18 protein-coding genes are annotated in these 23,999 nt (G+C 37.9%); 17 read left to right on the top strand and 1 reads right to left on the bottom strand.

The annotated features are described in order from the left end of the window. The first annotated feature begins 213 nt into the window (after nucleotides 1–213). The 11 genes from ACJZU6_RS07575 (at nucleotide 214) to ACJZU6_RS07525 (ending at nucleotide 13,694) form a co-directional block, all read left to right on the top strand. On the top strand, nucleotides 214–1,404 hold the full coding sequence (locus tag ACJZU6_RS07575; RefSeq protein WP_080157752.1) for a NupC/NupG family nucleoside CNT transporter: 1,191 nt from the start codon (nucleotides 214–216) through the stop codon (nucleotides 1,402–1,404). A gap of 273 nt (nucleotides 1,405–1,677) precedes the next feature. After that, on the top strand, nucleotides 1,678–3,342 hold the full coding sequence (gene alsS / locus ACJZU6_RS07570) for an acetolactate synthase AlsS (RefSeq protein WP_408900006.1): 1,665 nt from the start codon (nucleotides 1,678–1,680) through the stop codon (nucleotides 3,340–3,342). Nucleotides 3,343–3,354: 12 nt separating this feature from the next. Then, complete coding sequence (gene budA, locus ACJZU6_RS07565) at nucleotides 3,355–4,074, top strand: acetolactate decarboxylase (protein ID WP_408900005.1); 720 nt, start codon at nucleotides 3,355–3,357, stop codon at nucleotides 4,072–4,074. A 237-nt stretch (nucleotides 4,075–4,311) separates the two neighbouring features. After that, the gene (locus ACJZU6_RS07560) at nucleotides 4,312–5,538 is read left to right on the top strand and encodes an NRAMP family divalent metal transporter (protein ID WP_080157754.1); all 1,227 of its coding nucleotides are present in this window, start codon (nucleotides 4,312–4,314) and stop codon (nucleotides 5,536–5,538) included. 251 nt (nucleotides 5,539–5,789) lie between these two features. Continuing rightward, nucleotides 5,790–6,683 carry a LysR family transcriptional regulator gene (locus tag ACJZU6_RS07555; protein WP_080157755.1) on the top strand — a complete coding sequence of 298 codons (894 nt, stop codon included), beginning with the start codon at nucleotides 5,790–5,792 and terminating at the stop codon, nucleotides 6,681–6,683. Nucleotides 6,684–7,226: 543 nt separating this feature from the next. Beyond that, nucleotides 7,227–8,456 (top strand): NAD(P)/FAD-dependent oxidoreductase, encoded by a 1,230-nt coding sequence (locus tag ACJZU6_RS07550; protein WP_080157756.1) that lies wholly within the window; start codon nucleotides 7,227–7,229, stop codon nucleotides 8,454–8,456. 211 nt (nucleotides 8,457–8,667) lie between these two features. Further along, nucleotides 8,668–9,282, top strand: coding sequence for an S-(hydroxymethyl)glutathione synthase (gene gfa / locus ACJZU6_RS07545; RefSeq protein WP_080157757.1), 615 nt, complete (start codon nucleotides 8,668–8,670; stop codon nucleotides 9,280–9,282). 284 nt (nucleotides 9,283–9,566) lie between these two features. Further along, nucleotides 9,567–10,136: an S-(hydroxymethyl)glutathione synthase gene (gene gfa / locus ACJZU6_RS07540; protein ID WP_080157758.1), complete on the top strand. Its 570-nt coding sequence runs from the start codon at nucleotides 9,567–9,569 to the stop codon at nucleotides 10,134–10,136. 374 nt (nucleotides 10,137–10,510) lie between these two features. After that, nucleotides 10,511–11,641, top strand: a complete 1,131-nt coding sequence (locus ACJZU6_RS07535) for an S-(hydroxymethyl)glutathione dehydrogenase/class III alcohol dehydrogenase (protein WP_107275697.1) — start codon at nucleotides 10,511–10,513, stop codon at nucleotides 11,639–11,641. Nucleotides 11,642–12,000: 359 nt separating this feature from the next. Next, entirely contained in the window at nucleotides 12,001–13,257 is a 1,257-nt protein-coding gene (locus ACJZU6_RS07530) for a dicarboxylate/amino acid:cation symporter (protein ID WP_408900902.1), read from the top strand. 302 nt (nucleotides 13,258–13,559) lie between these two features. Then, complete coding sequence (locus ACJZU6_RS07525; protein ID WP_255418348.1) at nucleotides 13,560–13,694, top strand: hypothetical protein; 135 nt, start codon at nucleotides 13,560–13,562, stop codon at nucleotides 13,692–13,694. 36 nt (nucleotides 13,695–13,730) lie between these two features. Here ACJZU6_RS07525 and ACJZU6_RS07520 read toward each other — a convergent pair whose 3' ends face one another. Continuing rightward, nucleotides 13,731–16,049: an ATP-dependent helicase gene (locus tag ACJZU6_RS07520; protein ID WP_408900901.1), complete on the bottom strand. Its 2,319-nt coding sequence runs from the start codon at nucleotides 16,047–16,049 to the stop codon at nucleotides 13,731–13,733. Nucleotides 16,050–16,306: 257 nt separating this feature from the next. Between ACJZU6_RS07520 and ACJZU6_RS07515 the strand changes: the two genes are divergently transcribed. The 6 genes from ACJZU6_RS07515 to torA all read left to right on the top strand — a co-directional run bounded on the left by ACJZU6_RS07515 (nucleotide 16,307) and on the right by torA (nucleotide 23,719). Continuing rightward, nucleotides 16,307–17,020, top strand: coding sequence for a DUF445 family protein (locus ACJZU6_RS07515; RefSeq protein ID WP_080159194.1), 714 nt, complete (start codon nucleotides 16,307–16,309; stop codon nucleotides 17,018–17,020). 241 nt (nucleotides 17,021–17,261) lie between these two features. Then, nucleotides 17,262–18,026, top strand: coding sequence for a metal-dependent hydrolase (locus ACJZU6_RS07510; RefSeq protein ID WP_080159193.1), 765 nt, complete (start codon nucleotides 17,262–17,264; stop codon nucleotides 18,024–18,026). 216 nt (nucleotides 18,027–18,242) lie between these two features. Then, complete coding sequence (locus ACJZU6_RS07505) at nucleotides 18,243–19,346, top strand: phosphoribosylaminoimidazolesuccinocarboxamide synthase (protein ID WP_080159192.1); 1,104 nt, start codon at nucleotides 18,243–18,245, stop codon at nucleotides 19,344–19,346. A gap of 479 nt (nucleotides 19,347–19,825) precedes the next feature. Then, nucleotides 19,826–20,002 carry a trimethylamine N-oxide reductase system protein TorE gene (torE, locus tag ACJZU6_RS07500; RefSeq protein ID WP_080159191.1) on the top strand — a complete coding sequence of 59 codons (177 nt, stop codon included), beginning with the start codon at nucleotides 19,826–19,828 and terminating at the stop codon, nucleotides 20,000–20,002. Nucleotides 20,003–20,048: 46 nt separating this feature from the next. Then, entirely contained in the window at nucleotides 20,049–21,227 is a 1,179-nt protein-coding gene (torC, locus tag ACJZU6_RS07495) for a pentaheme c-type cytochrome TorC (RefSeq protein WP_080159190.1), read from the top strand. Between the two features lie 23 nt (nucleotides 21,228–21,250). Then, a complete protein-coding gene (torA, locus tag ACJZU6_RS07490) occupies nucleotides 21,251–23,719 on the top strand; it encodes a trimethylamine-N-oxide reductase TorA (RefSeq protein WP_080159189.1) in 2,469 nt (822 codons plus the stop codon). Nucleotides 23,720–23,999: the final 280 nt, after the last annotated feature.

The raw sequence follows: 23,999 nt of genomic DNA, 5'->3' as shown, positions 1-23,999 counted from the left end.
TGGAGTTACATTCAGTGTCTTCATTATTATTCTTATTTTTATCACCATATTCAAACAAATAGCAAGCGATTGCGCAAACGTGAAAAATTAGTTTTTGTCAATTGCAAAAAAAACTACTGGATTAAAAATGCGATATATATCACTTTATCGAAGAATGAAATCATTCAGCATACACACATAAACAGATAATAATCACACTGAGCACAATCCAATATGGTCTATTTACACTTTATACTCGGGTTAGTCGTTATTGCAGTATTAGCTTTACTTGCCAGCAACAACCGAAAGAACATCAAATATCGCTATATTATTCAGCTACTTATAATAGAGCTGGCACTTGCTTACTTCCTACTCAACTCATCAGCAGGTACAGGTATTGTAAAAGAGTTTGCAGATGCATTTAATGGTTTACTCTCATTTGCAGGTGATGGTACTAATTTTGTGTTCGGTAATTTATCGAATAACAATGATTTTAACTTCTTCCTAAGTGTATTAATGCCGATTGTTTTCATTTCCGCATTAATTGGTATTCTGCAACATATCAAAGTATTACCTTACATCATTAAAGCGTTAGGTTTCTTGTTATCTAAAGTCAATGGCATGGGCAAACTAGAATCATTCAATGCAATCAGTGCATTAATGGTTGGTCAGTCTGAAAACTTTATCACGTATAAAAACATTTTAGGCGGAATGTCAGAGCGTCGTATGTACACCCTTGCAGCGACGGCAATGTCAACGGTTTCTATGTCTATCGTTGGCTCATACATGAAGCTTATCGACCCAAAATATGTTGTTGCTGCATTGTTTTTAAACATGTTCAGTACCTTCATCATTCTGTCTATTATCAATCCTTACGATCACGAAGCTGAGATGGATATTGATGAAATGATGGCAGCAGAAAGTGGTGAAACACTGACTTTCTTTGAGATGCTGGGTGAATATATTTTAATGGGCTTTAAGGTTGCTGTTATTGTTGCGGCGATGCTTATCGGTTTCATTGCACTCATTTCAATGATCAATGCAGGCTTTGATGCAGCATTTGGCATCAGCTTCCAAAACTTAATTGGCTACTTATTCTACCCTGTTGCATGGTTAATGGGCGTTCCTGCTCATGAGGCATTACAAGCTGGTAGTATTATGGCAACCAAACTTGTAACTAATGAATTTGTTGCAATGATGGACCTTCAAAAACAAGTAGGTACTTTGTCTGCGCACACTGTTGGTACGGTTTCTATCTTCCTTGTGTCATTCGCAAACTTCAGCTCTATCGGTATTATTGCTGGTGCGGTTAAAGGTGTGAACGAAGAGAAAGGTAATATGGTTGCTCGCTTTGGCTTACGCCTACTTTATGGCTCAACCTTAGTTAGTATTTTATCTGCATTAATTGCCAACATTATGTTATAGCAGTATCAATCAGTGGCAGGGTTTATTAAGCCCTGCCATTTAATTATATAAGAATCAACATCTTCAATTTTTCATTCCAGCCTACAACCTCTATTTTTCACTAATATGCGATTTATTCCACTGCACTTAATTAAATAAGTAATATTAACTTCCAATTTTAGCCCCTTTCATTTGTATGATAAATAATTTAGATTTTATGCTACTCATCACATTAAATTCGATTTAGCGAAAACATGTCCTGAGCCGATCAACAATTATAACCATGAGGCTTATATGTCAAATAAAACCATTTCAGGTGCAGAACTTGTCGTTGAAACCCTAAAGGCACATGACGTTCCCCACATTTTTGGTATTCCTGGTGCTAAAATCGATGCTGTGTTTGATGCCGTATGTGATAACGGTCCTGAAATCATTATTTGTCACCACGAACAAAACGCAGCTTTCATGGCAGCCGCAACAGGTCGTTTAACAGGCAAAGCTGGTGTTTGTCTTGCAACCTCAGGTCCTGGCGCATCAAATCTCGTGACAGGTGTTGCTACGGCAAATAGTGAAGGTGATCCTGTTGTTGCACTTGCTGGTGCGGTTCCCCTTTCGATGTATTCCCATAATACGCACCAATCAATGGATACTCGTTCTCTGTTTAACCCTATTACTAAGTTTTCCGCTGAAGTAATGGACAGTGCTTCTGTACCTGATGTCGTGCATAAAGCATTTCGTATTTCAGAACAACCAACTCAAGGTGCAAGTTTTGTTAGCCTTCCTCAGGATGTACTAACCAACCAAATCCCTTTTATTCCAGTACAACAACCAAAACCAATTTTATTTGGTGGTGCGCACCCACAAGCTATCCGTCAAGCGGCTGATCTTATTAACGCAGCTAAAAATCCAGTATTATTATTAGGTATGGATGCGAGTCAGCCTTTTGTTACAGGTGCTATTCGTCAATTACTTGAACAAACTAAAATTGCCGTGGTAAATACTTTTGCTGCTGCAGGTGTCATTTCACATAATTTATATGATTGTTTTCTTGGTCGCGTGGGTTTATTTAAAAACCAACCAGGTGATATTGCATTAAACAATGCTGATTTAATTATTACTATTGGTTATAGCCCAATTGAATACGATCCAATCTTATGGAATAAAGACGGTAAAACACCTATTATCCATGTGGGTTATCAACAAGCTGATTTAGAAGCTAGCTATAACCCAATTTCGGAAGTCGTTGGTGATCTTGCGGTCTCTGTTGCTTCTATTGCTGCTGAATTAGATCAACGTGAATCACTTGAAAATAATCAGAAATTTCAAGATTTACGTCAAGACCTACAACAGATTATGCGCATGGGTGTTAATAAAACATCATCAATGGGTGTCCATCCATTACGTTTTGTTCATGACTTACGCCAGTTTGTAAGTGACGATACCACAGTATGCTGTGATGTGGGCTCTATCTATATTTGGATGGCACGTTACTTCCACTCTTTTGAACCACGCCGCTTGTTGTTCAGCAACGGTCAACAAACATTAGGTGTTGCTTTACCTTGGGCTATCGCCGCATCACTACTAACACCAAATGAAAAAGTTATTTCAATGTCTGGTGATGGTGGTTTCTTATTCTCATCGATGGAATTAGCAACCGCAGTTCGTCATAAATGTAATATTGTTCACTTTGTTTGGACAGATCACAGCTATGACATGGTTAAAATTCAACAACTTAAAAAATATGGTCGTGAAAGTGCTGTTAGCTTCATGGGTCCAGATATTGTCAAATATGCAGAAAGTTTTGGTGCGCATGGTTTAGCAATAAATACCGCTGATGATATTGAACCCGTACTACGTAAAGCAATGGCATTAAGTGGTCCAGTGTTAGTTAACGTTAATGTTGATTACCGCGATAATAGCCGTCTACTTGATCAACTTCACCCTTGCCAACAAGATTAATAGGACAACATCATGAGTCAGCAACCTAACGAAAAGACATTTTACCAAACCTCAATGATGAGTGCTTTAATTGCAGGTTTATACCAAGGCGATTTTACAATTGGTCAACTACTTGACCATGGTAACTTTGGCATTGGTACCTTTAATGACCTTGACGGTGAAATGATTGTTTTAGGTGATGAAGTATATCAACTAACCAGTACTGGTGAAGTACATCTAGTTAATCATGATATTACTACGCCCTTTGCTTCAGTGGTTAATTTTGAACCAACTGAAAAAGTAAGTCTTATTGAACAAACTAAAGCTGAGTTTGAAACGTGCTTAGAAAATGATTTTGTTGCCAATAATGCCATTAATGCGATTCGCTTAACAGGTAAGTTTTCATACGTTAAAACACGCACTGTACCTGCACAACATCGCCCTTATCCGCCAATGGTAGAAGTCGTAAAACATCAACCTATTGCAGAAATGACCTATGTCTCAGGTGTAATGATCGGCTTTAAGATTCCTGAATACATGATCGGTATTAATGTTCCAGGATTCCACTTCCATTTCATTAGCGATGACCGTACTCAAGGTGGTCATGTGAGTGACTTCATTTTGACAGAAGGTACAGCTGAAGTTGAAATCTTCAAAGATTTCCATTTACGTATGCCTGCATCTCAAGAATTTGATCGTGCAGATTTAAATCCTGATGATCTAAAAGCGGCTATTCATACCACAGAAAAATAATTTCTAAGTTAATATTCCCTTAAGCCTTATTATTTAAAATAATGGGGCTTTTTTTTATCCATTTTAAAAACATGATTGACAATACCTAAGACACTCTCTATTATCCGCGCCAACTAAAGCAAACGATTACATTAGATTGCTTTTTTGCCAAAAAATACGCCGCAATCGTACAGCTGATCCCCATCAGTTGTCTTTCTATTTTTATAAATATGAGAGACTTTGATTTTGGGATTGATTATGCACACGAACACACAAACAACCAACACCTCCCCTCGCCACACTGATTGGCAAAATAAAGCCATTTTAAGCGTTGCTTTTTTAATGGCAACAACCTCTGTAGGGCCTGGCTTCTTAACGCAAACCGCGGTATTTACCAATATTTATAATATAGATATGGCTTTCCCTGTTTTTGCTTCTATGTTTATTACCTTTGGTATAGTAATGAACCTATGGCGTATCGTTGGTGTTTCAGGTTTACGTATTCAAGATATTGCCAATAAAGTTGCACCAGGCATGGGATACGTCATTGGTATTTTATTGGCGCTTGGAGCCGTTGCATTCAACTTTGGTAATGTAAGTGGCTCAGCACTAGGCATGAATGTTCTAATGGGACTAGACACCACGTGGGGCGCTATTTTCACTGGTGTTATCGGTAGCCTGCTATTTATTGTCCATAATGCATCAAAACGAATGGATCAAATGGCGCGTTACTTAGGGCTATTAATGATTGTACTCATTGCCTATGTCGCCCTGACTAATTTACCCCCTCTCGCGCCAACAGTCTTAGCGGCAGTCGCTCCATCTGATTTTTCTAATTTACTGTTACCAACATTAACCATCGTTGGCGGTGCTGTTGGCGGTTATTACACCGGTGCTCAACGTTTAATTGATGTTAAGTTACAAGGTATAGAAAATACGAAAATCGTTACTAAAGCTGCATGGGCAGGGATATCAATTGCCGTAATTATTCGTATTTTATTATTTTGTGCGGTGTTAGGTATCATCACAACGGGTGTCACATTAGATCCAGCCAACCCTGCAGCAGATGCATTCCGCCACGGAGCAGGTGATATTGGTTACTTTATCTTTGGACTCGTGTTATTTGTTGCATCAATTACCTCGGTCGTTGGTAATTCATACATGGCAATATCCCTTATAAAAACTCTTTTTCCTATTGTTGCTCGTAATGAAAAAACATGGTGTGTTGGATTTATTATCCTGACAACGGTAGGAACTGTATTGATGAATATGCCAATTTTGTTACTGATGTTAGCTGGTCTTGTTAACAGCGTTATTCTACCAATCGTACTCGCCACCATGCTGGCAGCAACACGACAGAAAAAAATTGTTGGCGATTACAAACACCCACTTTATCTGACCGCAATTGGTATCACTATTGTAATTGTCATGGGCTTAGCTAGCTTATCCAATATCAGTGGTTTTATTAATAAATTCATAGGGTAACATGTGCCACATACGCTCTTATGGGTATCTAAGTTTATCAATTAATTAATGGTTGGTATTCACAATATTACGCACTAATCTAGTGATAGATCTATTATAAATATAATAAATATCAATATAAAACGCACTAATGGTTGTCATTAGGTATAGGTTTTAGTTATATTAGAGGTACACCATTGCAGTCATTCTTATGGAGATAGATAAGATATGGCTTATATCCATAATAATAAATTAAGATGAATCGTTAAATAATGAATATAAAGATTGAAACTCTTAGCTCATTTATTGCTGCTGCCGAATATGGTTCGTTTAGTGCTGCTGCACGACAGCTAAATAAAACTCAAGCTGCAGTTAGCCTCACTATCCAAAATTTTGAAATTGACTTAGGATTTCAAGTATTTGACCGTTCAAGTAAATGCCCTCGCCTTACTGAAAAAGGAGAGCATGTACTCAAGAATGCAAAAATAATGATGGCGCAATATCAAACATTTCTTGAGCGTTCTTTATCTATATATCATATGAATGATGTAAAAATAAAGGTCGGTATCGACCCACTGGTTTGCAATGACAAAATTCTATCAATAATCAAAAGATTATCATCTGATCTACCTAATATTGAATTGTTTATTATGCAACAAAATAGTAAGCGTTTAGCAGAAGAGATCAAAGCTAAAAATCTCGATATTGCACTAGGTATCTTTGACCATGAAAATAAAATTAACCTAGAGTATACGCAAGCATTTAATATCAATGTAAGCTGGGTCGCAACTCAATCTTACCTTGATAAATTTAATGACGGAGCAACAACATTAAGTTACCAAGACTTCTGTCAGCAGCGTCTGTTAATTCCAGCATCTTTAGATTCATTACCATTTGAAGAAGCTAAAGCAGCATTACAATTGTGGCATGTTGAAGATATCCATACAATTTTATCACTATGCCGTGAAGATATTGGTATTTGTTGTTTACCGGATTTTGTATTACAACATGATCTTAAGAATGAACTAGTGAAGAAACTTAACCTTTCATTTAGTAAAATCACCAGCAATGTATGGTCAGCATCTCTAATTTATCCTATTGGCTCTCAATTAAGCCCAGCTATCCACTGGCTTCAGGGGCAATTTACTGAGATTGAATCATTTTAAATTATTACCATTTAGCATGAGCTTCTTCGCTCATGCTATTTTTTTATAAATTGCTCTTCTTGCGTTCTCACACCATAAGAATCATCACCATTAATTAAATCTCTTCCCCCCCCTCTTCTCTACTCCACAAATTGTATAGTTATGCATATAAATTGCAGACATAAATAGCTTTATTATATGAGTAATTTAACGCCACCATTCTTTACCATGATCTATTATCACAGTTAATTATTACCATACAGTAAAGGTTATTTGTTTTTATTGGCATTGTTATTAAATAAACTAGTAATATAATAGTCACTATTGGCTCAACAGAGATATTTTAAAAAAAATACCCGTGTTTAGTTCACAGAACTTGAATTTTGACTGATTTAATTGTCTTATATCAAAGAAATTCATCACATATAAGATATCAGGTAGCCGCCCTGCGTGTTGTGGCTAATAAAAAGTCATTTTGTAGCAACGGATCAGCTCATAGCTTTAATGATGGAAAGACCATCCCCTGAGAATGATATCTAGGGTTCACTTTTTGAGGTATTCGTTATGTCACGAATCGTTATTGTAGGTGGCGGTGCTGCCGGTATAGAACTATCTACATTGTTAGCCAAAGCTAATCGTAAAGAACATGAAATCATTTTGGTTGAACCAGAAACAGATCACTATTGGAAGCCACGTCTGCATGAAATTGCAGCGGGTACTTTTGATCGTGAACTAGATGCTGTGTGTTATTTCACTCATGGTGCAATCAATGGCTACCAACATTATCAAGCAGCGATGACTGATATAGATCGTGAAAATAAAATGCTAGCTGTTCGCCGTAATGATGGTACAGAAGCAATGGTTAAATACGATTACCTAGTTGTTGCTGTTGGCGCAGTAAGTAATGATTTTAATACAACAGGCGCTCGCGATAACTGTATTTTCCTTGATTCAGCTAGCCAAGCACGTCATGCATGGCACAAAATCAGTCAATTATTACGCGAAGGTAATGATCGTACTGTCAATATTGTAGGCGCTGGTGCAACAGGTGTTGAACTTGCAGCAGAGCTTGCGCGAGTAAGTCATAAGCTACAACGTTATAATGCTGCCAAACTGACAATTAACTTAATTGAAGCAGCAGATCGTGTGCTACCAAATAGCCCACTAAAGATGTCAGAAAAAGTATTAAAAGAACTTAAACGTACTAATATTAATGTACTACTTAATACTCGTATCAGTGAAGTTTCTGATCACGGTATGGTTACGGCTGACAATCAAGCATTAGACGCTGATATTCAATTTTGGGCTGCTGGTGTGAAAGCACCAGATTGGTTAAACGGTCTTGGTGGTTTAGAATATAATCGCATGAACCAGATTTTGGTTAACCCGAACCTAACCACCACGATTGATAGCAGTATCTTCTCTTTAGGCGATTGTGCATCAATTCCACAAGCTGATGGTAGTTTTGTACCACCTAAAGCTCAAGCAGCAAACCGCGCAGCAGTTCACTTAACGAAAAGCTTAACCAATTTATTACGTGGTAAAGAACTAACTGATTTTGAATTCAAAGATGGCGGTATGGTTGTCGCGGTTGGTCACCACTTTGCTGTTGGCTCATTTGCCCCACAATCAAAAATGGCAAATAAATTAGTCTTTAAAGGTCGTATTATTCGTCGTCTTTACGATACGATTTTCCGTCTTCACCAACGTACTGTTGAAGGCTTATTTACTGTATCACGTTTAATCATTACCAAACGCTTAAAGGCATTGTTCCAGCCTAGTGGTATGCTATAAACCAGCATAATCAATATTCGGCTAATCATTATTAGCCGAATATAATACCTAATACCTAATACCTAATACCTAATACCTAATACCTAATACCTAATACCTAATACCTAATACCTAATACCTAATACCTAATACCTAATATTTTATCGGTAAAATTCTTTTTATCATAATACCTTTAATACTTTACCCTACTCTACATATTAAGATTAATATAATGAAAAAATTCTTTGCTAAGTTATTCGGTAATAATACCGAAGGTTCAACGACACCTTTTATTAAATTACACCCAGCAATAGATAATGGAATTAAACCAACTAAAAATACATTTAAAGGTGGCTTAATTAGCTGTCAATGCCGAAGAAATAAAGTCACTGTTAAATTAAATGGTCAAACGGCTCATAACCATGCTTGTGGCTGTTCTAAATGCTGGAAACCTAAAGGCGCATTATTTTCACAAGTTGCCGTTATTCCAAAAAATAATGTTGAAGTAATAGCAAATGCTAAAAAATTAATCATCGTTGATAAAACAGCAACCATTCAACGTCATGCTTGTAAAGATTGTGGTGTTCATATGTATGGTCGGATTGAAGACACCAACCACCCATTTTACGGCTTAGACTTCGTTCACACTGAACTATCAAGCGAGCAAGGCTGGTCTGCTCCTGCGTTTGCTGCATTTGTTTCATCCATTATTGAAACAGGTACTGATCCTAAATCAATGCCAGCAATTCGTGAACGCTTTGAATCATTAGGTTTAGAAACTTATGATTGCTTATCACCTGACTTAATGGATGCTATTGCAATCCACATCAGTAAACATAGCCATTAATATTGCTATATACTAGTAGCAATAAGCCCTATTAAGCATTTCGCTTTAATAGGGCTTTTTTTTGTCCATTTTTATTGTTTCCATTCAGTAATAATCAATTACTATATTCAATATTGTGTAATAATTAATTAAGCATAGAATATGTTTTATCAACTCACCCACTGTTGATTATCTAAATTAAATATAAAATTATTATTCCTTATTAAATAAACAATAATAGTTTTATTTAATTCAGCACCTCGAATTTATAATTATTATTCTATAACAATTAAAAGAGAAACATTATGTCTATATCTCTACACCCTGCAATTGATAACGGTTTTGCTGCAACTAAAGAAAACTTCCAAGGTGGCGTATTAAACTGTAACTGTGAATCAAATACAGTTCGCGTAAAACTATCAGGCCAAACTGCACACAACCATGCTTGTGGTTGTTCTAAGTGTTGGAAACCTGAAGGTGCCGTTTTTTCACAAATCGCGGTTATTTCTCGTGACAATGTTGAAGTCATTGCTAACGCAGAAAAGCTAGTTATTATCGATGAATCTGCAGCAATTCAACGTCATGCTTGTAAAGAATGTGGCGTTCACATGTACGGTCGTATCGAGAATGCTAATCACCCATTCTTCGGTTTAGATTTTGTTCACACAGAACTATCAACTGACAAAGGTTGGTCTGCTCCTGAGTTTGCTGCATTTGTTTCATCTATCATTGAAACAGGCACTGATCCTAAAGATATGACAGCTATCCGTGCTCGTCTTAACGAACTTGGTCTTAATACCTACGATTGCCTTTCTCCTGCACTAATGGATGCAATTGCAGCACACGTTTACGCTCAAAATCACCCACAAGCGTAATATACATCGCAACACCTGACAAAATAAGAAGCAATATCTTTCTGAGATATTGCTTTTTTTTGTCTGATTTGTATCTCTAAGTAAATAAATATGAGTGACATCACACTTAGATAACAACCTCCCCCCATGCGTATCAAGAATAGACTATTCTAGATAACGCTTTTAATTAACGTTCTAAATGATAATTATACTTAAAAACAGTCACATTATTACACCTTGGTAATAATGATTTTCCATATTTAGGGATTATCAATATTTAAGAAATAAATATAATAGTTGCATCAAGTCACCATGATGACATTAGATCAGTGACTATAATTAACAACGAACACCATGCTTGAACATGGGTCACCTATATTTTAAGAGAGTGAACGATGACTGACAAATTTATCAAATCAAAAGCGGCTATCGCATGGGGTCCTAAACAGCCTCTTTCTGTTGAAGAAATTGATGTAATGTTACCCCGTGCTGGTGAAGTATTAGTTCGCATCGTTGCAACTGGCGTATGTCACACAGATGCATTCACATTATCTGGCGACGATCCAGAAGGTATCTTCCCTGCGATCCTTGGTCACGAAGGTGGCGGTATCGTTGAAATGATCGGTGAAGGCGTAACAAGTGTTGAAGTTGGCGATCACGTTATCCCTCTTTACACTGCAGAGTGTGGCAAATGTAAATACTGCCTATCTGGTAAAACTAACCTTTGTCAGGCTGTACGTGAAACCCAAGGTAAAGGCTTAATGCCAGACGGCACCACGCGTTTCTACAAAGACGGTCAGCCTATCTTCCATTACATGGGTTGCTCTACTTTCTCTGAGTACACTGTACTTCCAGAAATCTCTTTAGCTAAAATCAGTAAAGAAGCACCACTGGAAGAAGTCTGTCTTCTTGGTTGTGGCGTAACTACCGGTATGGGCGCAGTACTTAACACGGCTAAAGTTAAAGAAGGCGACACTATCGCTGTGTTTGGTCTTGGTGGTATCGGTCTTGCAGCTATCATCGGTGGTACTATGGCTAAAGCTAGCCGTATTATTGCAATTGATATCAATGAAAGTAAGTTCGATCTAGCAATGAAACTAGGTGCAACTGAATGTATTAACCCAATGAAATTCGACAAGCCAATTCAAGAAGTGATTGTTGAATTGACTGACGGCGGTGTTGATTACTCTTTTGAGTGTATTGGTAACGTCAACGTGATGCGTTCAGCACTTGAGTGTTGTCACAAAGGTTGGGGCGAGTCAGTGATCATCGGTGTTGCTGGTGCAGGTCAAGAAATCTCTACCCGTCCATTCCAACTTGTGACTGGTCGTGTATGGCGTGGCTCTGCATTTGGTGGCGTTAAAGGCCGTTCAGAGCTTCCAGGTATCGTTGACCGTTACATGGCGGGTGAATTCAAACTTGATGATTTCATCTCATTTAACATGGGCCTAGACGACATCAATAAGTCATTTGACCTACTACATGAAGGTAAGAGTATCCGTACGGTTATTCACTTCGATAAGTAATCACTAGCACGATTACAATCTACATTCCCTTTACTGAATCATCTGTAAAGGGAATCGCTTATTTTTATTTTCACTTGTTCAATACCATATGCTAATGGATTAGCAATTAACTCTTTAACGATACTATATTTTAGTTTTACTTCTACCTTATTTGGATAGCGTCCAAATAATCGTTAATTGAGAATGGCAATTGCCACGCTCTGACATTTGGTGTCAGAGCGTTTTTATTTTTACACTACAATTTATATTTAACGCATCCCTTGGATTAGGCACTCTATATAATTAATTAAGCCTTTTAATACCAAGTTCTTCTTTTTATATTCTCGTTACGATACGAACCCAGAACAGAGACCTTTTCCATGAACCGTCGTCTATTCAAATCGTTACCTTTTCAATTGATGATAGCAGCGCTTTTAGCATGGGGGATTGCTTCTCTCTTACCCTTACAAGCAGGTTTTGAAAATACCACTGCTTTTAAATTATTAATGTTAACTAAAACAACCTATATCGGCTTACTCAAAATGCTTGTCGGTATTGTGGTGCTATTCTCATTGCTACAAGGCATTACAAGTATTGGTTCAACATCACGATTAAAAACATTAGGTTATAAGACGATTGCTTTCTATAGCTTAACATCAACACTTGCTATCTGTTTAGGTCTTGGTGTTTCACTTGCAATCCCTAAATGGCCACACTTAATTGATACAGCCCAAGTTACGGTTGGTAACCACGTACAATTAATTGATAATAGTGCTTCTTCTGGCGGCGCTATTACCGAGAAATTATTTAACATGGCGCTAGTTAATCCGTTTCAAGCGCTAGCAACGACAAACTTATTAGCCATTGTTGTATTTGCACTATTATTAGGTATTGCCTTATTAGCCAGTTTACCAGCTAAGCACCCTATTTTTGAGCTTATTTCAGGGTTCAATATTGCAATTAATCGAGTAGTATCTGCCGTTATTAAGCTGGCACCTTTAGCTGTATTTGCAATTGTCTTTCAATTTACGATACAAAGCGGAAACAGTATTTTTGGCGAATTAGCTTTATTTGCTTTATTGGTATTTTTACTGACCTTAGTGCACGGCGGCATCGTATTACCTTTACTCGCGAAGGTGTTTACAGGGATTAAATATTCAACGTTATTCCGTGCCCTTTCAGCCCCTATGACTATGGCATTTGCAACCTCATCAAGTTCAGCGACGTTGCCACTTTCATTGCAAACAGCACAAGAAGATTTAGGGGTATCTCAACCCACCAGCAGTATGGTATTACCATTAGGCTCAATCATGAATATGGATGGCACTGCACTTTTTGAAGGGGTTGCTGCTATCTTTCTTGCTCAGCTTTACGGTATAGAACTCGGAACATCAGGATTGATTATGATTTTCATTATGGCGATGGTGTCGTCTATTGGAGCACCAGGGATGCCATCAGGATCAATGTCGGGTATGCAATTAGTTCTGCTTGCGGTTGGTATTCCACTGGAAGCCATCGCGATTCTACTCATTATTGAACGCCCATTAGATACGTTCCGTACCGCGGTCAATGTTGAAGGTGATTTAATTGCAGCTTTAGTGGTCGATAAATGGCAAAACCAGTCAACAAAAGTGTGATATGGGTCTTATTTAGCATTTTATCCCCTTCTTACCTTGAAGCTTAATATTACTTTGACAGTAAAAAAAATGTGCCATAAAATCAATCAATAAGTATAACGTTTAAACGTTATTTCATTCGTTATGCTTATTGAATTTTTAACATCCTTTATATCAGCAGGGGCCTGTGTAATTAACACAGACGATATAATGGAGCCATAGGAAGCTCAAGGACGGTGTTAATTCTCTAATAATTTAAGACAATATTACTCAAATAATTATGTATGCGTTATTGTCTTAACGTAAATTAATAGGTTTTAATCATGGTTAGAAAATTATTACAATCGTTAGGGTTTAGAAATACTGAAACTAAATCTCGTCAATTGCGCGAACGACTTGAATTCGCTATTCAACAAAATCTTGGTCAACGTGAAGCACGATCTAACCGCGAACATTAAAACCCTAACAGTAAGATATTCTTTGATCATAAATAGTTAGCTATATTTACGCGCCTTGGCACGGGCAACAACAATAAGACGATTAATCAATACCTTTTGTTTCTCCGTGCCTGCTTGTTTTAATTCTCGAATAATACGTATTACTTCAGTTTCTAAGTATTTAGTCGTTTTTGTTTGAACCATACTACGAATCAATTTATCAGCTTTATCCGGTATCGGTTGTTGTAATGCCCACTCATAGCTATAAACACTTTCTCCTGCTGTATTTATCTCAGGCAAAGAAATAGCAACAACCTTTGGTGGTAATTGCATGTCATCAATACGACCTAAACGACGATAATATCCCTGCACAACAGGTGATTTATGGTATGGCAGCTCACCATCATGATAAAGTTGAGGGCCAATTTCCTGCGCAACATCAGCTTTAGATTCTAGAATAAATTGACTGGCATTTTTGTCTTTACGCACATATTGATCTTTCTTGGTATTCTCAACCGTATAATATATTTTGGCACTATGCTTGGCACGTGTTATTGCTACATAAGCAAGTCGACGTTCTTCTTCTGTATCTGCTGAAATACCCAATGATGATCGATTAACATAAGGAAAAGCATCTTTATCCCAATAAGGTAAATGTACCTGACTATACTCACATCCTTTAGCTCTGAAAATAGTGGTTAGTTGCACACTGTTATTTTGGTGTGATTGGTTTTCAGCTGCAGACTGTTGAGTATAATATTCAAAATACTGTAAAGCTTTATCACAGTTTTGATCCATTGATTCTAATACGGTTTCAACACTGTCTAAACGTTCAACGGCTTCTTCTATTTCCGTTGCCGTTGCTTCTGTTTTCCAAATCCAATTATCAAGTTCACTGTCTCGACGATATTGCTTATAAACCGCCAGCGCTTTAAACTTTCCTTTTCGTTGCAGCATTAATAATAATTCAATCCGATCTTTAAACGTTTCTAGATTTAATGTAGGTTGAATTTTTTCAGTTTGCTTTATTAAACTAAGCCATTCGTTACTTGGCCGCTGTGATAAAGACTCACACAATGGGCGTAAACTTTTATTAGGTACATAGCAGTGTGGAAAAGATAATAAATTAAACAATAAATTGGCTTTATCGTTATCCGCTAATGTTAAAAAACGCCCCGTTGCTAATATCATAACGTCCATTAACAACTTTACTTCACGACTGTGTGTTAACACCGAACCGATCGGCATATGGTAAGGTATTTTCTTTGTTAAAAAAGCTAATTCAAATAACATCGCCTGTGACCAACGTCTAACTAAAATAGCCACTTCAGCAGGTTGACCACCTTGTTGAATAAAATCAGCCACTGATTGCGCAATTTCTCCCACTTGGCGAGCGGTACCAATAACATCCACAGCAGTATCCGCAACAGATTTATGCGCAATGGTCTGAAAGTCATGAAATCTTTGTTTATTATTAGCAATTAAATGGCTAGCCGCTAATGCTAAACTATGCCCAAATCGAAACGTATGCGACAAACTATATGTCGTTGCTGGCGCAAAATCTTGTTCAAAATTAAGCATGAATTGTGGAGCACTACCCCGCCATTTATAAATACACTGATCAACATCACCTACCGCAACTAACTGAGCTTGTGGTGATAATAGTAATTTCAACAATTGATATTGCGCGGTGTTTATATCTTGAAATTCATCAACCATCATAAATTTAATTTGCTGATGATAGTAATGGCATAGAGCTTGATCATTTTTTAATAACTGTATAGTTTCTACCAGCCAATCATCAAAAAATAGCTGTTTACGCTCTTTACGTACAGTTTCAAAGTTCCAAAATGCTTCAATGATAAAGGCATATTCTCTATTAATTTCAGAGAGATCAAATACCTCTTTGGGCGGCAACATATGTGCTTTGACTAACCCAATAAAGCTCATTAACAATTCAATAGTGCGAGGATCTTTAAACGTTTGTTGTTTTTGATACGATTTTTCTTGTGCCGCCATTTGCCGTAAGACAAGTTTAGCAATGGTTTTATCACTATCACCATTATTAAAATCAATTTGGTAACCCGTCGTAGATAGATACCCCGACTGTCTTAATAGCTGAAAACAAAAGCTATGAAAAGTATGGACAGGCACGCGCGCGGCTAACGGGATCTGTGCTAACTTTTCCTTAAAATCGGTGCGAATATCACGGTTAAACATCAATACCAACATTTGTTCTGCTGCGATTGATTGTAATTTATGTTCTACAACACCGACTAACGTTGTTGTTTTCCCCGTTCCCGCACCAGCAACACAAAGTGCGTTACCTGACTGATGATGAATAAAAGCAGTTTGTTCAGCAGTAAAACGGGTCATTAAAAATACTCAGTAAGGCAATAAACGCATAGCAAACGAGTATAGCAATTGCCATATAAAGTTTAAATCGTAAAACATGACATTACATCCACACTCCTTTATCTACCAAACATCGTGTAATCAAAGATGGTGTAGCCCAGCAAAATCTGGCATTGGTCACTATCTATTGTTAAAATTCGGCTCCATTATTGGTGGCTATGCGCCATTGACTGTCTTTATTTGCCGTTTCAATCGGTGTTACTACTAAGAACTACATCATGATAAAAAATAAAAGCTTAATGACCAATGTGCTCTCTCTCCTTCTCTTATTCATTGGTTATATTAGTAATCAACATATCATTCTTTACTGTGGCTTATTTGCTTTTTCCGGTGCATTAACAAACTGGCTTGCCATTTATATGTTATTTGAAAAAGTACCCGGCCTTTATGGTTCAGGTGTTATCCCTGCTCGCTTTGAAGCGTTTAAACTAGCCATTAAAAACCTAATGATGGAGCAGTTTTTTACTCAACAAAACATTAGTCGCTTTTTAAGCCAAGATACCGACCAATCAACCGTGCTGGATATGCAACCAATTATCAGCAAAATTGATTTTGCACCAACCTTTGATTCATTACTGGATGTGATCATGAATTCATCCTTTGGCGGCATGATCACCATGATGGGTGGCCCAGAAGCCATGGAACCATTACGTGAACCTTTTATTGAGAAAATGCAGCTATCAGTAACAGAAATCAGTGAACAAGATAATTTTAAAACAGCACTGAAACAACAATTAGCCAAACCTGAAACATTGCATGATATTGAAAGTAAAATTGAAGATATTATTGACCAACGTTTAAATGAACTTACCCCTAAAATGGTCAAAGAAATGGTAGAAAAAATGATTAGCGAACACCTGGGTTGGCTGGTTATTTGGGGCGGAGTCTTTGGTGGTATTATCGGCATCATTTCAGCATTGATTACAGGTTAAGATCACCTGCTTTAATTTCAAGTAGCTGTGACCTTTTAAAGCGTATACAGCTACTCTCTTTACTCCTTTCAGCTTCAAATTGAGAAAGCAATTTATTCACCTTAATTGCAACTAAAAACTAAAATGATTCTTTTTCACTCAATCACTTTCATAAATTACATTAAAAGTGTGATAAATATTGAACTAAGATAACTAACAGTGATAAATACCTGTATATGTATCCAGTTGGAATTCATTTTTCTTGGCAAATTTCTCGACCCATTTCACAATTGCAGCAATTGTTAGTGGTTTAACAGCAACTACATTGTTGTCGGCTGATCATATTAGCCCCAGCATTGCACTATGGATGACTTTTTTTGGCACCATCGGTGGGCTTCTACCTGACATTGATTCAGACCACTCAACGTCGATGAAAGCATTGTTTACACTTCTGGCTGGGTTTTGTTGTTTTTTACTCATCAGCCATATTTACACCCATGTCGCAATGCTTGAGTTGATTTTGTATGTCATCTCATTGTTTATTACTATTCGTTATTTTGGCAAAGCGGTATTTGACCGTTGTACGGTTCACCGTGGCGCATGTCACTCGATTTCATTTGTGACTCTTATTGCACTCTGTTGTGTCCATATTTGCGTCTTATTGGGGCATACAGCGACTGATAGTTGGTTTGCTGGCGGGTTTGTTCTACTTGGCGGCATCGTACATTTAGTCCTTGATGAAATATACAGCGTCGATCTATCAAACAAACGCTTTAAATCATCATTTGGCACCGCACTTAAACCTTTTGCCTTTACCAAACCGTTCATTAGCCTAGCTCAGGTTATCGCTATTGTTATCTTATTTGATCTAGCACCAAGTTATGATGGTGCACTACAAGTTGTCACAAATTGGAGTCATTTCCAATTTACACCTGTCTGGTTCAACCTGGACGATACTAAACAATGGTTATTGCACATGTTTTATATTACGCCCCGTGATTTACATGCCTTTTATCAACGTTTTTAATCCCCAGTAAAACACTATCTCATAATGTAAAGTATGATATTTCATTACCATACTTTACATTTGTCACCATTTCAAACCAAAAAGCAATCGTTTGCTTTTTTACTGGTAGTCGTACAATGAACCGAGTATTATGCTTAATAAGATGAGTGCTTGAGGTAATGTTTATCTTAAACACTCTGTATTTCGATGCCATCATTTTGAAATAGGAATTTCACCATGAGTCTTGCTGATCAAGTTCTTGCCGTCAATGACGACCTGCCCATCCGTACCGATAAACCCGTTCACAGTGGAAAAGTACGCTCTGTTTATTGGCTAACAGACGCAGACAGTCGTCGTCTAATTCAACAAAAAGGCTACAACGTTCAACCTGATGCGCCTCTTGCAATTATGATTATCAGTGATCGCATTTCCGCCTTTGACTGTATTTGGCATGGTGAAGGTGGTTTGAAAGGTGTTCCCGGTAAAGGCGCGGCACTTAATGCAATCTCAAATCATTGGTTTAAACTCTTTAAAGATAATGGCTTAGCCGATAGCCATATTCTTGATATTCCCCATCCTTTTGTCTGGATTGTACAAAAAGCAAAACCTGTAATGGTAGAAGCTATTTGTCGTCAATACATCACAGGTTCAATGTGGCGATCATACACGCAAGGTGAACGCAATTTCTGTGGTATCGAACTACCAGAAGGTCTAGAAAAAGATCAAAAACTTTCAGAGCTTCTAATGACCCCCTCAACCAAAGGTATCCTAAAAGACATCCCTAATGTGCCTGAAGCGGATGATGTTAACGTGACTCGTCAAGATCTCATCAATAACTACCAAGCCTTTAATTTCCGAAATACTGATGATATTAACTATTACGAAAAACTATTAACCGATGGATTTACAGTTATTAGTCACGAATTAGCAAAATTAGACCAAATTTTTGTCGATACTAAATTTGAATTTGGCTACGTTACAGATGCTAACGGTAATGAAAAACTTATCTATATGGATGAAGTGGGTACACCAGATTCATCACGAATTTGGGATGGTGCCGCTTATCGTGACGGACAGATCGTTGAAAATTCCAAAGAAGATTTCCGTCAAGTGTTGCTTAATTACTTTCCAGATCCAGATATTTTATTAAATAAAGAACGTATGCCTGAACGTTTTGCACTAGCGACAGAGAATGCGCTCCCTCAAGATATATTAATGCAGATATCTAAAATCTACACCAATATCGCAGAAAAAATCACTGGACAACCAATTACTCTAAGCCAAGATCCAAAGAGTGAAATTATTGATATATTACGCCAAGAATATCAATTAATTGATTAATATTTATTCGAGAGCTATCTGATAGCTCTCTTTTCTATCCCGCATTATTAACAACTCCATTCATATTAAGCCTTTAATTACGACTCTATTCATATTAGATTACGTAAAAGCATTAACAAAACACTTCTTCCATTACCAATCCTTCAATTTTCAATCAACACAAACCATTAATAGCATCGCAATAACCAACAATCACACCCAATAAGCACCAATAAAACAAACAAAAATACAACATTACCACAAGTTGGCTCTTGGCTTTTATTGTAATAATTACACTTAAATAATAATTAATTTATACATATGTATTTTTAGTATTAATAACTAAGTTTAAATTCAAAAAAATACTATTTTAATAACAGAATTACGCATTTAATAATTGAATAAGTACAGCGGTCTACTTTATGATCATATTGAAATTAAAATTGATATAACTATTTATAAGAAATAACTTTCCCTTTAACCATATTTTAGGAGGTTTTATGAGCAGTATTACTGATGCTACTGCCAAGAAAACACGTAGCCGCGAATGGAAAATGTTCCTTTTTATTACCATTTTCCTGTTCCCTATTTTAAGTGTCATTTTCGTTGGTGGTTATGGTTTCACAGTTTGGATGTTGCAATTGTTTGTCTTTGGTCCTCCCGGTCACGGTGGTTGATCCCCTACTTCACACTACAAGCATCATTTAAAGAGAAACAATAATAATGAAAGCATTTTTAAAAAAAGCTTGGCTGACTCTATCACGCCCAAGCGTTCATATTAGCCTTGGTGTTTTAGCCCTTGGCGGTTTTGTTGCGGGTATTATTTTCTGGGGCGGATTTAATACGGCCCTTGAAAAAACGAATACTGAAGAATTCTGTGTAAGCTGTCATGCCGATAATGTCGTGCCTGAATACGTTAATACTATTCATGATAAGAACCGTTCAGGTGTTCGAGCAACCTGCCCTGATTGCCATGTCCCTCATGATTGGACTGATAAAATTTCACGTAAAATTCAAGCAAGCAAAGAAGTCTTTGCCCATTTTGCTGGATTCATTGATACCCCTGAAAAATTTGAAGATCGCCGAATTGTGCTAGCACAGCATGAATGGGAACGCTTTAAAGCCAATGGCTCACAAGAATGTCGTGATTGCCATGATTACAAAGGTATGGACTTCGAAAAAATGTCCCCTGTTGCACGCGTTCAAATGAAAAATGCAGCAGAGCGAGATCAAAGCTGTGTTGATTGTCATAAAGGTATTGCTCACCACTTACCAAAAGATATGGATACCAGTGGTGGCATGGTGTCAGAGCTAGTCCAACTTTCTCATGGTACTGATTACAGCAAAGGTGAAGAGATTTATAGCGTTCGCTTCTTACCTGTTTATGAAGATAAAGCAATGACTGTTGAAGCGGGTATTCTAAATCCAGCATCTGGCGTTAAAGTCATTGATGAAACAGATAATGCAGTAGAAGTTGAGATTGCAGGTTGGCGTAAAGATAAAGGCTATGGTCGTGTGATTCAGGAAGATTTCGGAATGAATATTCCGGTTGCATCTCTACTTAAAGAATCAGCTCAAAATGATAAAGTTGTTGATAAATATGAAGAGAAAGTCGATGACCTAACAGGCCTTCCTTGGCAGCGTGTTACCGCTAAAGTATGGATGCCTAAAGACTCATTAGTGAATGACATCACACCAGTATGGGCACAAGCAAAAACAGCTTACACCACCAACTGTTCTGTATGTCACACCCAACCTGCTGAAGCGCATTTTGATGCAAACACATGGCCGGGCATGTTTAACGGTATGCTAGCATTTGTAAACTTTGACCGTGATAGCGAAGCTATTGTGTTGAAGTACCTACAGAAGCATTCATCTGATTTTTCTGATGCACAGCACTAAGTTTTGATGGAGTTAAAATAAATATGTCAGTATCAAGAAGAAGTTTTCTTAAAGGCCTTGCTACAACAAGTGCAGCGACAGTTATAGGCCCAAGCCTACTCGCATCATCAAAAGTGTTTGCAGACGATCAAATAGGTCAAGGAACATGGCGTTATTCTGGATCTCACTGGGGTGCTTTTCGTGCACAAATTTATGCAGGTAAAGTGCAACAAATTGAAGCGATTGAAATAGATAAAAACCCAACTGAAATGCTAAAAGGCATCAAGGGGATTATTTATAATCCATCACGCGTTCGTTACCCAATGGTACGTCTAGACTGGCTTAAAAAGCACAAGTTTAGTGGCGAAACACGCGGTAATAATCGTTTTGTACGTGTGACATGGGATGAAGCCTTAGATTTGTTCTACCGTGAATTAGAGCGTATTCAAAAAGATTACGGTCCATGGGCGCTCCACGCAGGTCAAACAGGCTGGCGTCAAACGGGTCAATTCCATAGCTGTACCAGTCACATGCAACGTGCTGTCGGTATGCACGGTAATTACATCACCAAAGTTGGCGACTACTCAACAGGTGCAGGCCAAACCATAATGCCTTATGTGCTAGGTTCGACTGAAGTATATGCTCAAGGTACGTCATGGTCTGAAATTTTAGACAACAGTAAGAACATTATTTTATGGGCTAACGATCCGGTTAAAAACCTCCAAGTAGGTTGGAACTGTGAAACGCATGAGTCTTACCCTTACCTTGCGCAACTAAAAGAAAAAGTAGCTAAAGGTGAGATCAATGTTATTTCGGTTGATCCGGTTAAAAACAAGACCCAGCGTTACTTAGAAAACACGCATCTTTACCTTCACCCGCAGACAGATGTACCGTTTATGTTGGGTGTAGCACACACGCTTTACACTGAGAATCTTTATGATAAAGAATTCATCAAAATGTATTGTTTGGGCTTTGATGAGTTTATTGGTTATGTCAAAGGTGACACTAAAGATAACATTGAGAAAACACCAGAATGGGCAGCTGAAATTTGTGGCGTACCCGCTGATCAAATCCGTGAATTTGCTCGTATGCTGGTTAAAGAGCGTACTCAAATTCTATTTGGTTGGTGTATTCAACGTCAAGAACACGGCGAGCAACCTTACTGGATGGGTGCCGTTATTGCTGCGATGGTAGGACAAATTGGCTTACCTGGCGGCGGTATTTCTTATGGCCATCATTACTCCGGTATTGGTGTCCCATCAACAGGCTTTGCAGCACCAGGCGGTTTTCCTCGTAACGTGGATGAGGGGCAAAAACCCAAATGGGATAACAACGACTTCAATGGTTATAGTCGTACTATCCCTGTCGCACGCTTCGTTGATTGTATTTTAGAACCGGGTAAAGAAATTAAATACAATGGTTCTAAAGTGATTCTGCCTGATTACAAAATGATGGTGATCAGCGGTAACAACCCTTGGCATCACCACCAAGATCGTAACCGCATGAAACAAGCGTTCCAAAAATTACAAACCGTGGTAACGATTGATTTTGCATGGACGGCGACCTGTCGTTTCTCTGATATTGTACTCCCTGCATGTACTCAGTTTGAACGTAACGATATTGACGTTATGGGCTCATACAGTGGCCGTGGCTTAATCGCAATGCAAAAGTTAGTTGACCCACTGTACCAATCAAAAACTGACTTTGATATTTTCACTGAATTATCACGTCGTTTTGGTAAAAATAAAGAATACACCCGTGGTATGGATGAAATGCAATGGGTTCAAATGCTGTATAACGATTGCCGAAAAGCTAATGCAGGCAAATTCGACATGCCAGAATTTGATGTTTTCTGGGAGCAAGGATTCCTAGATTTTGGCACTGGTAAGCCCTGGGTTCGACATGCCGATTTCCGTCAAGATCCAGAAATAAATGCGCTAGGCACACCGTCAGGTTTCATTGAAATATCCAGCCGTAAGATTGCTCGTTATGGCTATGAACACTGTCAAGGTCACCCAATGTGGTTTGAAAAGACAGAACGTTCACATGGTGGTCCGGGCTCAGATAAACATCCGTTCTGGATGCAATCTTGTCACCCTGACAAACGCTTGCACTCACAAATGTGTGAATCCGATGAATTCCGCGCGACGTATACCGTCCAAGGCCGTGAACCTGTCTACATCAACCCAAAAGATGCTACAGCTAAAGGCATCAAAGACGGTGACGTTGTACGTGTGTTTAACGATCGTGGTCAACTACTTGCAGGTGCTGTTATCACAGACAGCTACCCACAAGGCGTCGTTCGTATAGAAGAAGGTGCATGGTACGGGCCATTAAATGAGAAGATTGGTGCGATTGATACCTATGGCGATCCAAATACTCTAACCATGGATATACCAACATCCGAATTGGCGCAAGCGACTAGTGCCCAAACGTGTTTAGTCAATATTGAGAAATTCAAAGGTGAATTACCACCAGTAACCGCCTTTGGTGGCCCAATTGAAGTAAGTTAATTATTTGATTTTAGTGTGATATTTAAGCCCTCGTACTCTTAATCGATACGAGGGTTTATTTTTACCAACAAATCACCGTAATTAGCACTCATCAACATAGATTAATGCTTCACCCAACAGCATGATTACTGACTAATTTGTATCAAAAAAGAGACGTTTGTTTGTTTTTTGTCAAACTTATTGTGCATATATTGATCAATTTAAAAATGTAAGCGAAAATCATCTCATAGGCACGGAGGTTTATAACAATTATCTTTTATGGATATTTGACTTTAAAGGT

The sequence above is a fragment of the Photobacterium piscicola genome (assembly GCF_046058925.1).
Classification (GTDB): domain Bacteria; phylum Pseudomonadota; class Gammaproteobacteria; order Enterobacterales; family Vibrionaceae; genus Photobacterium; species Photobacterium piscicola.
Note: the sequence above shows the minus strand (reverse complement) of the source record. Positions and strands in the feature narration are given on the sequence as shown.

Coding starts and splice junctions, on each gene's coding strand:
- ACJZU6_RS07515 (WP_080159194.1), top strand. CDS start 16,307: ATGATAAAAAATAAAAGCTTAATGACCAATGTGCTCTCTCTCCTTCTC.
- ACJZU6_RS07550 (WP_080157756.1), top strand. CDS start 7,227: ATGTCACGAATCGTTATTGTAGGTGGCGGTGCTGCCGGTATAGAACTA.
- ACJZU6_RS07555 (WP_080157755.1), top strand. CDS start 5,790: ATGAATATAAAGATTGAAACTCTTAGCTCATTTATTGCTGCTGCCGAA.
- ACJZU6_RS07535 (WP_107275697.1), top strand. CDS start 10,511: ATGACTGACAAATTTATCAAATCAAAAGCGGCTATCGCATGGGGTCCT.
- ACJZU6_RS07560 (WP_080157754.1), top strand. CDS start 4,312: ATGCACACGAACACACAAACAACCAACACCTCCCCTCGCCACACTGAT.
- budA (WP_408900005.1), top strand. CDS start 3,355: ATGAGTCAGCAACCTAACGAAAAGACATTTTACCAAACCTCAATGATG.
- alsS (WP_408900006.1), top strand. CDS start 1,678: ATGTCAAATAAAACCATTTCAGGTGCAGAACTTGTCGTTGAAACCCTA.
- torE (WP_080159191.1), top strand. CDS start 19,826: ATGAGCAGTATTACTGATGCTACTGCCAAGAAAACACGTAGCCGCGAA.
- ACJZU6_RS07505 (WP_080159192.1), top strand. CDS start 18,243: ATGAGTCTTGCTGATCAAGTTCTTGCCGTCAATGACGACCTGCCCATC.
- ACJZU6_RS07520 (WP_408900901.1), bottom strand. CDS start 16,049: ATGACCCGTTTTACTGCTGAACAAACTGCTTTTATTCATCATCAGTCA.
- torA (WP_080159189.1), top strand. CDS start 21,251: ATGTCAGTATCAAGAAGAAGTTTTCTTAAAGGCCTTGCTACAACAAGT.
- torC (WP_080159190.1), top strand. CDS start 20,049: ATGAAAGCATTTTTAAAAAAAGCTTGGCTGACTCTATCACGCCCAAGC.
- gfa (WP_080157757.1), top strand. CDS start 8,668: ATGAAAAAATTCTTTGCTAAGTTATTCGGTAATAATACCGAAGGTTCA.
- ACJZU6_RS07525 (WP_255418348.1), top strand. CDS start 13,560: ATGGTTAGAAAATTATTACAATCGTTAGGGTTTAGAAATACTGAAACT.
- ACJZU6_RS07530 (WP_408900902.1), top strand. CDS start 12,001: ATGAACCGTCGTCTATTCAAATCGTTACCTTTTCAATTGATGATAGCA.
- gfa (WP_080157758.1), top strand. CDS start 9,567: ATGTCTATATCTCTACACCCTGCAATTGATAACGGTTTTGCTGCAACT.
- ACJZU6_RS07575 (WP_080157752.1), top strand. CDS start 214: ATGGTCTATTTACACTTTATACTCGGGTTAGTCGTTATTGCAGTATTA.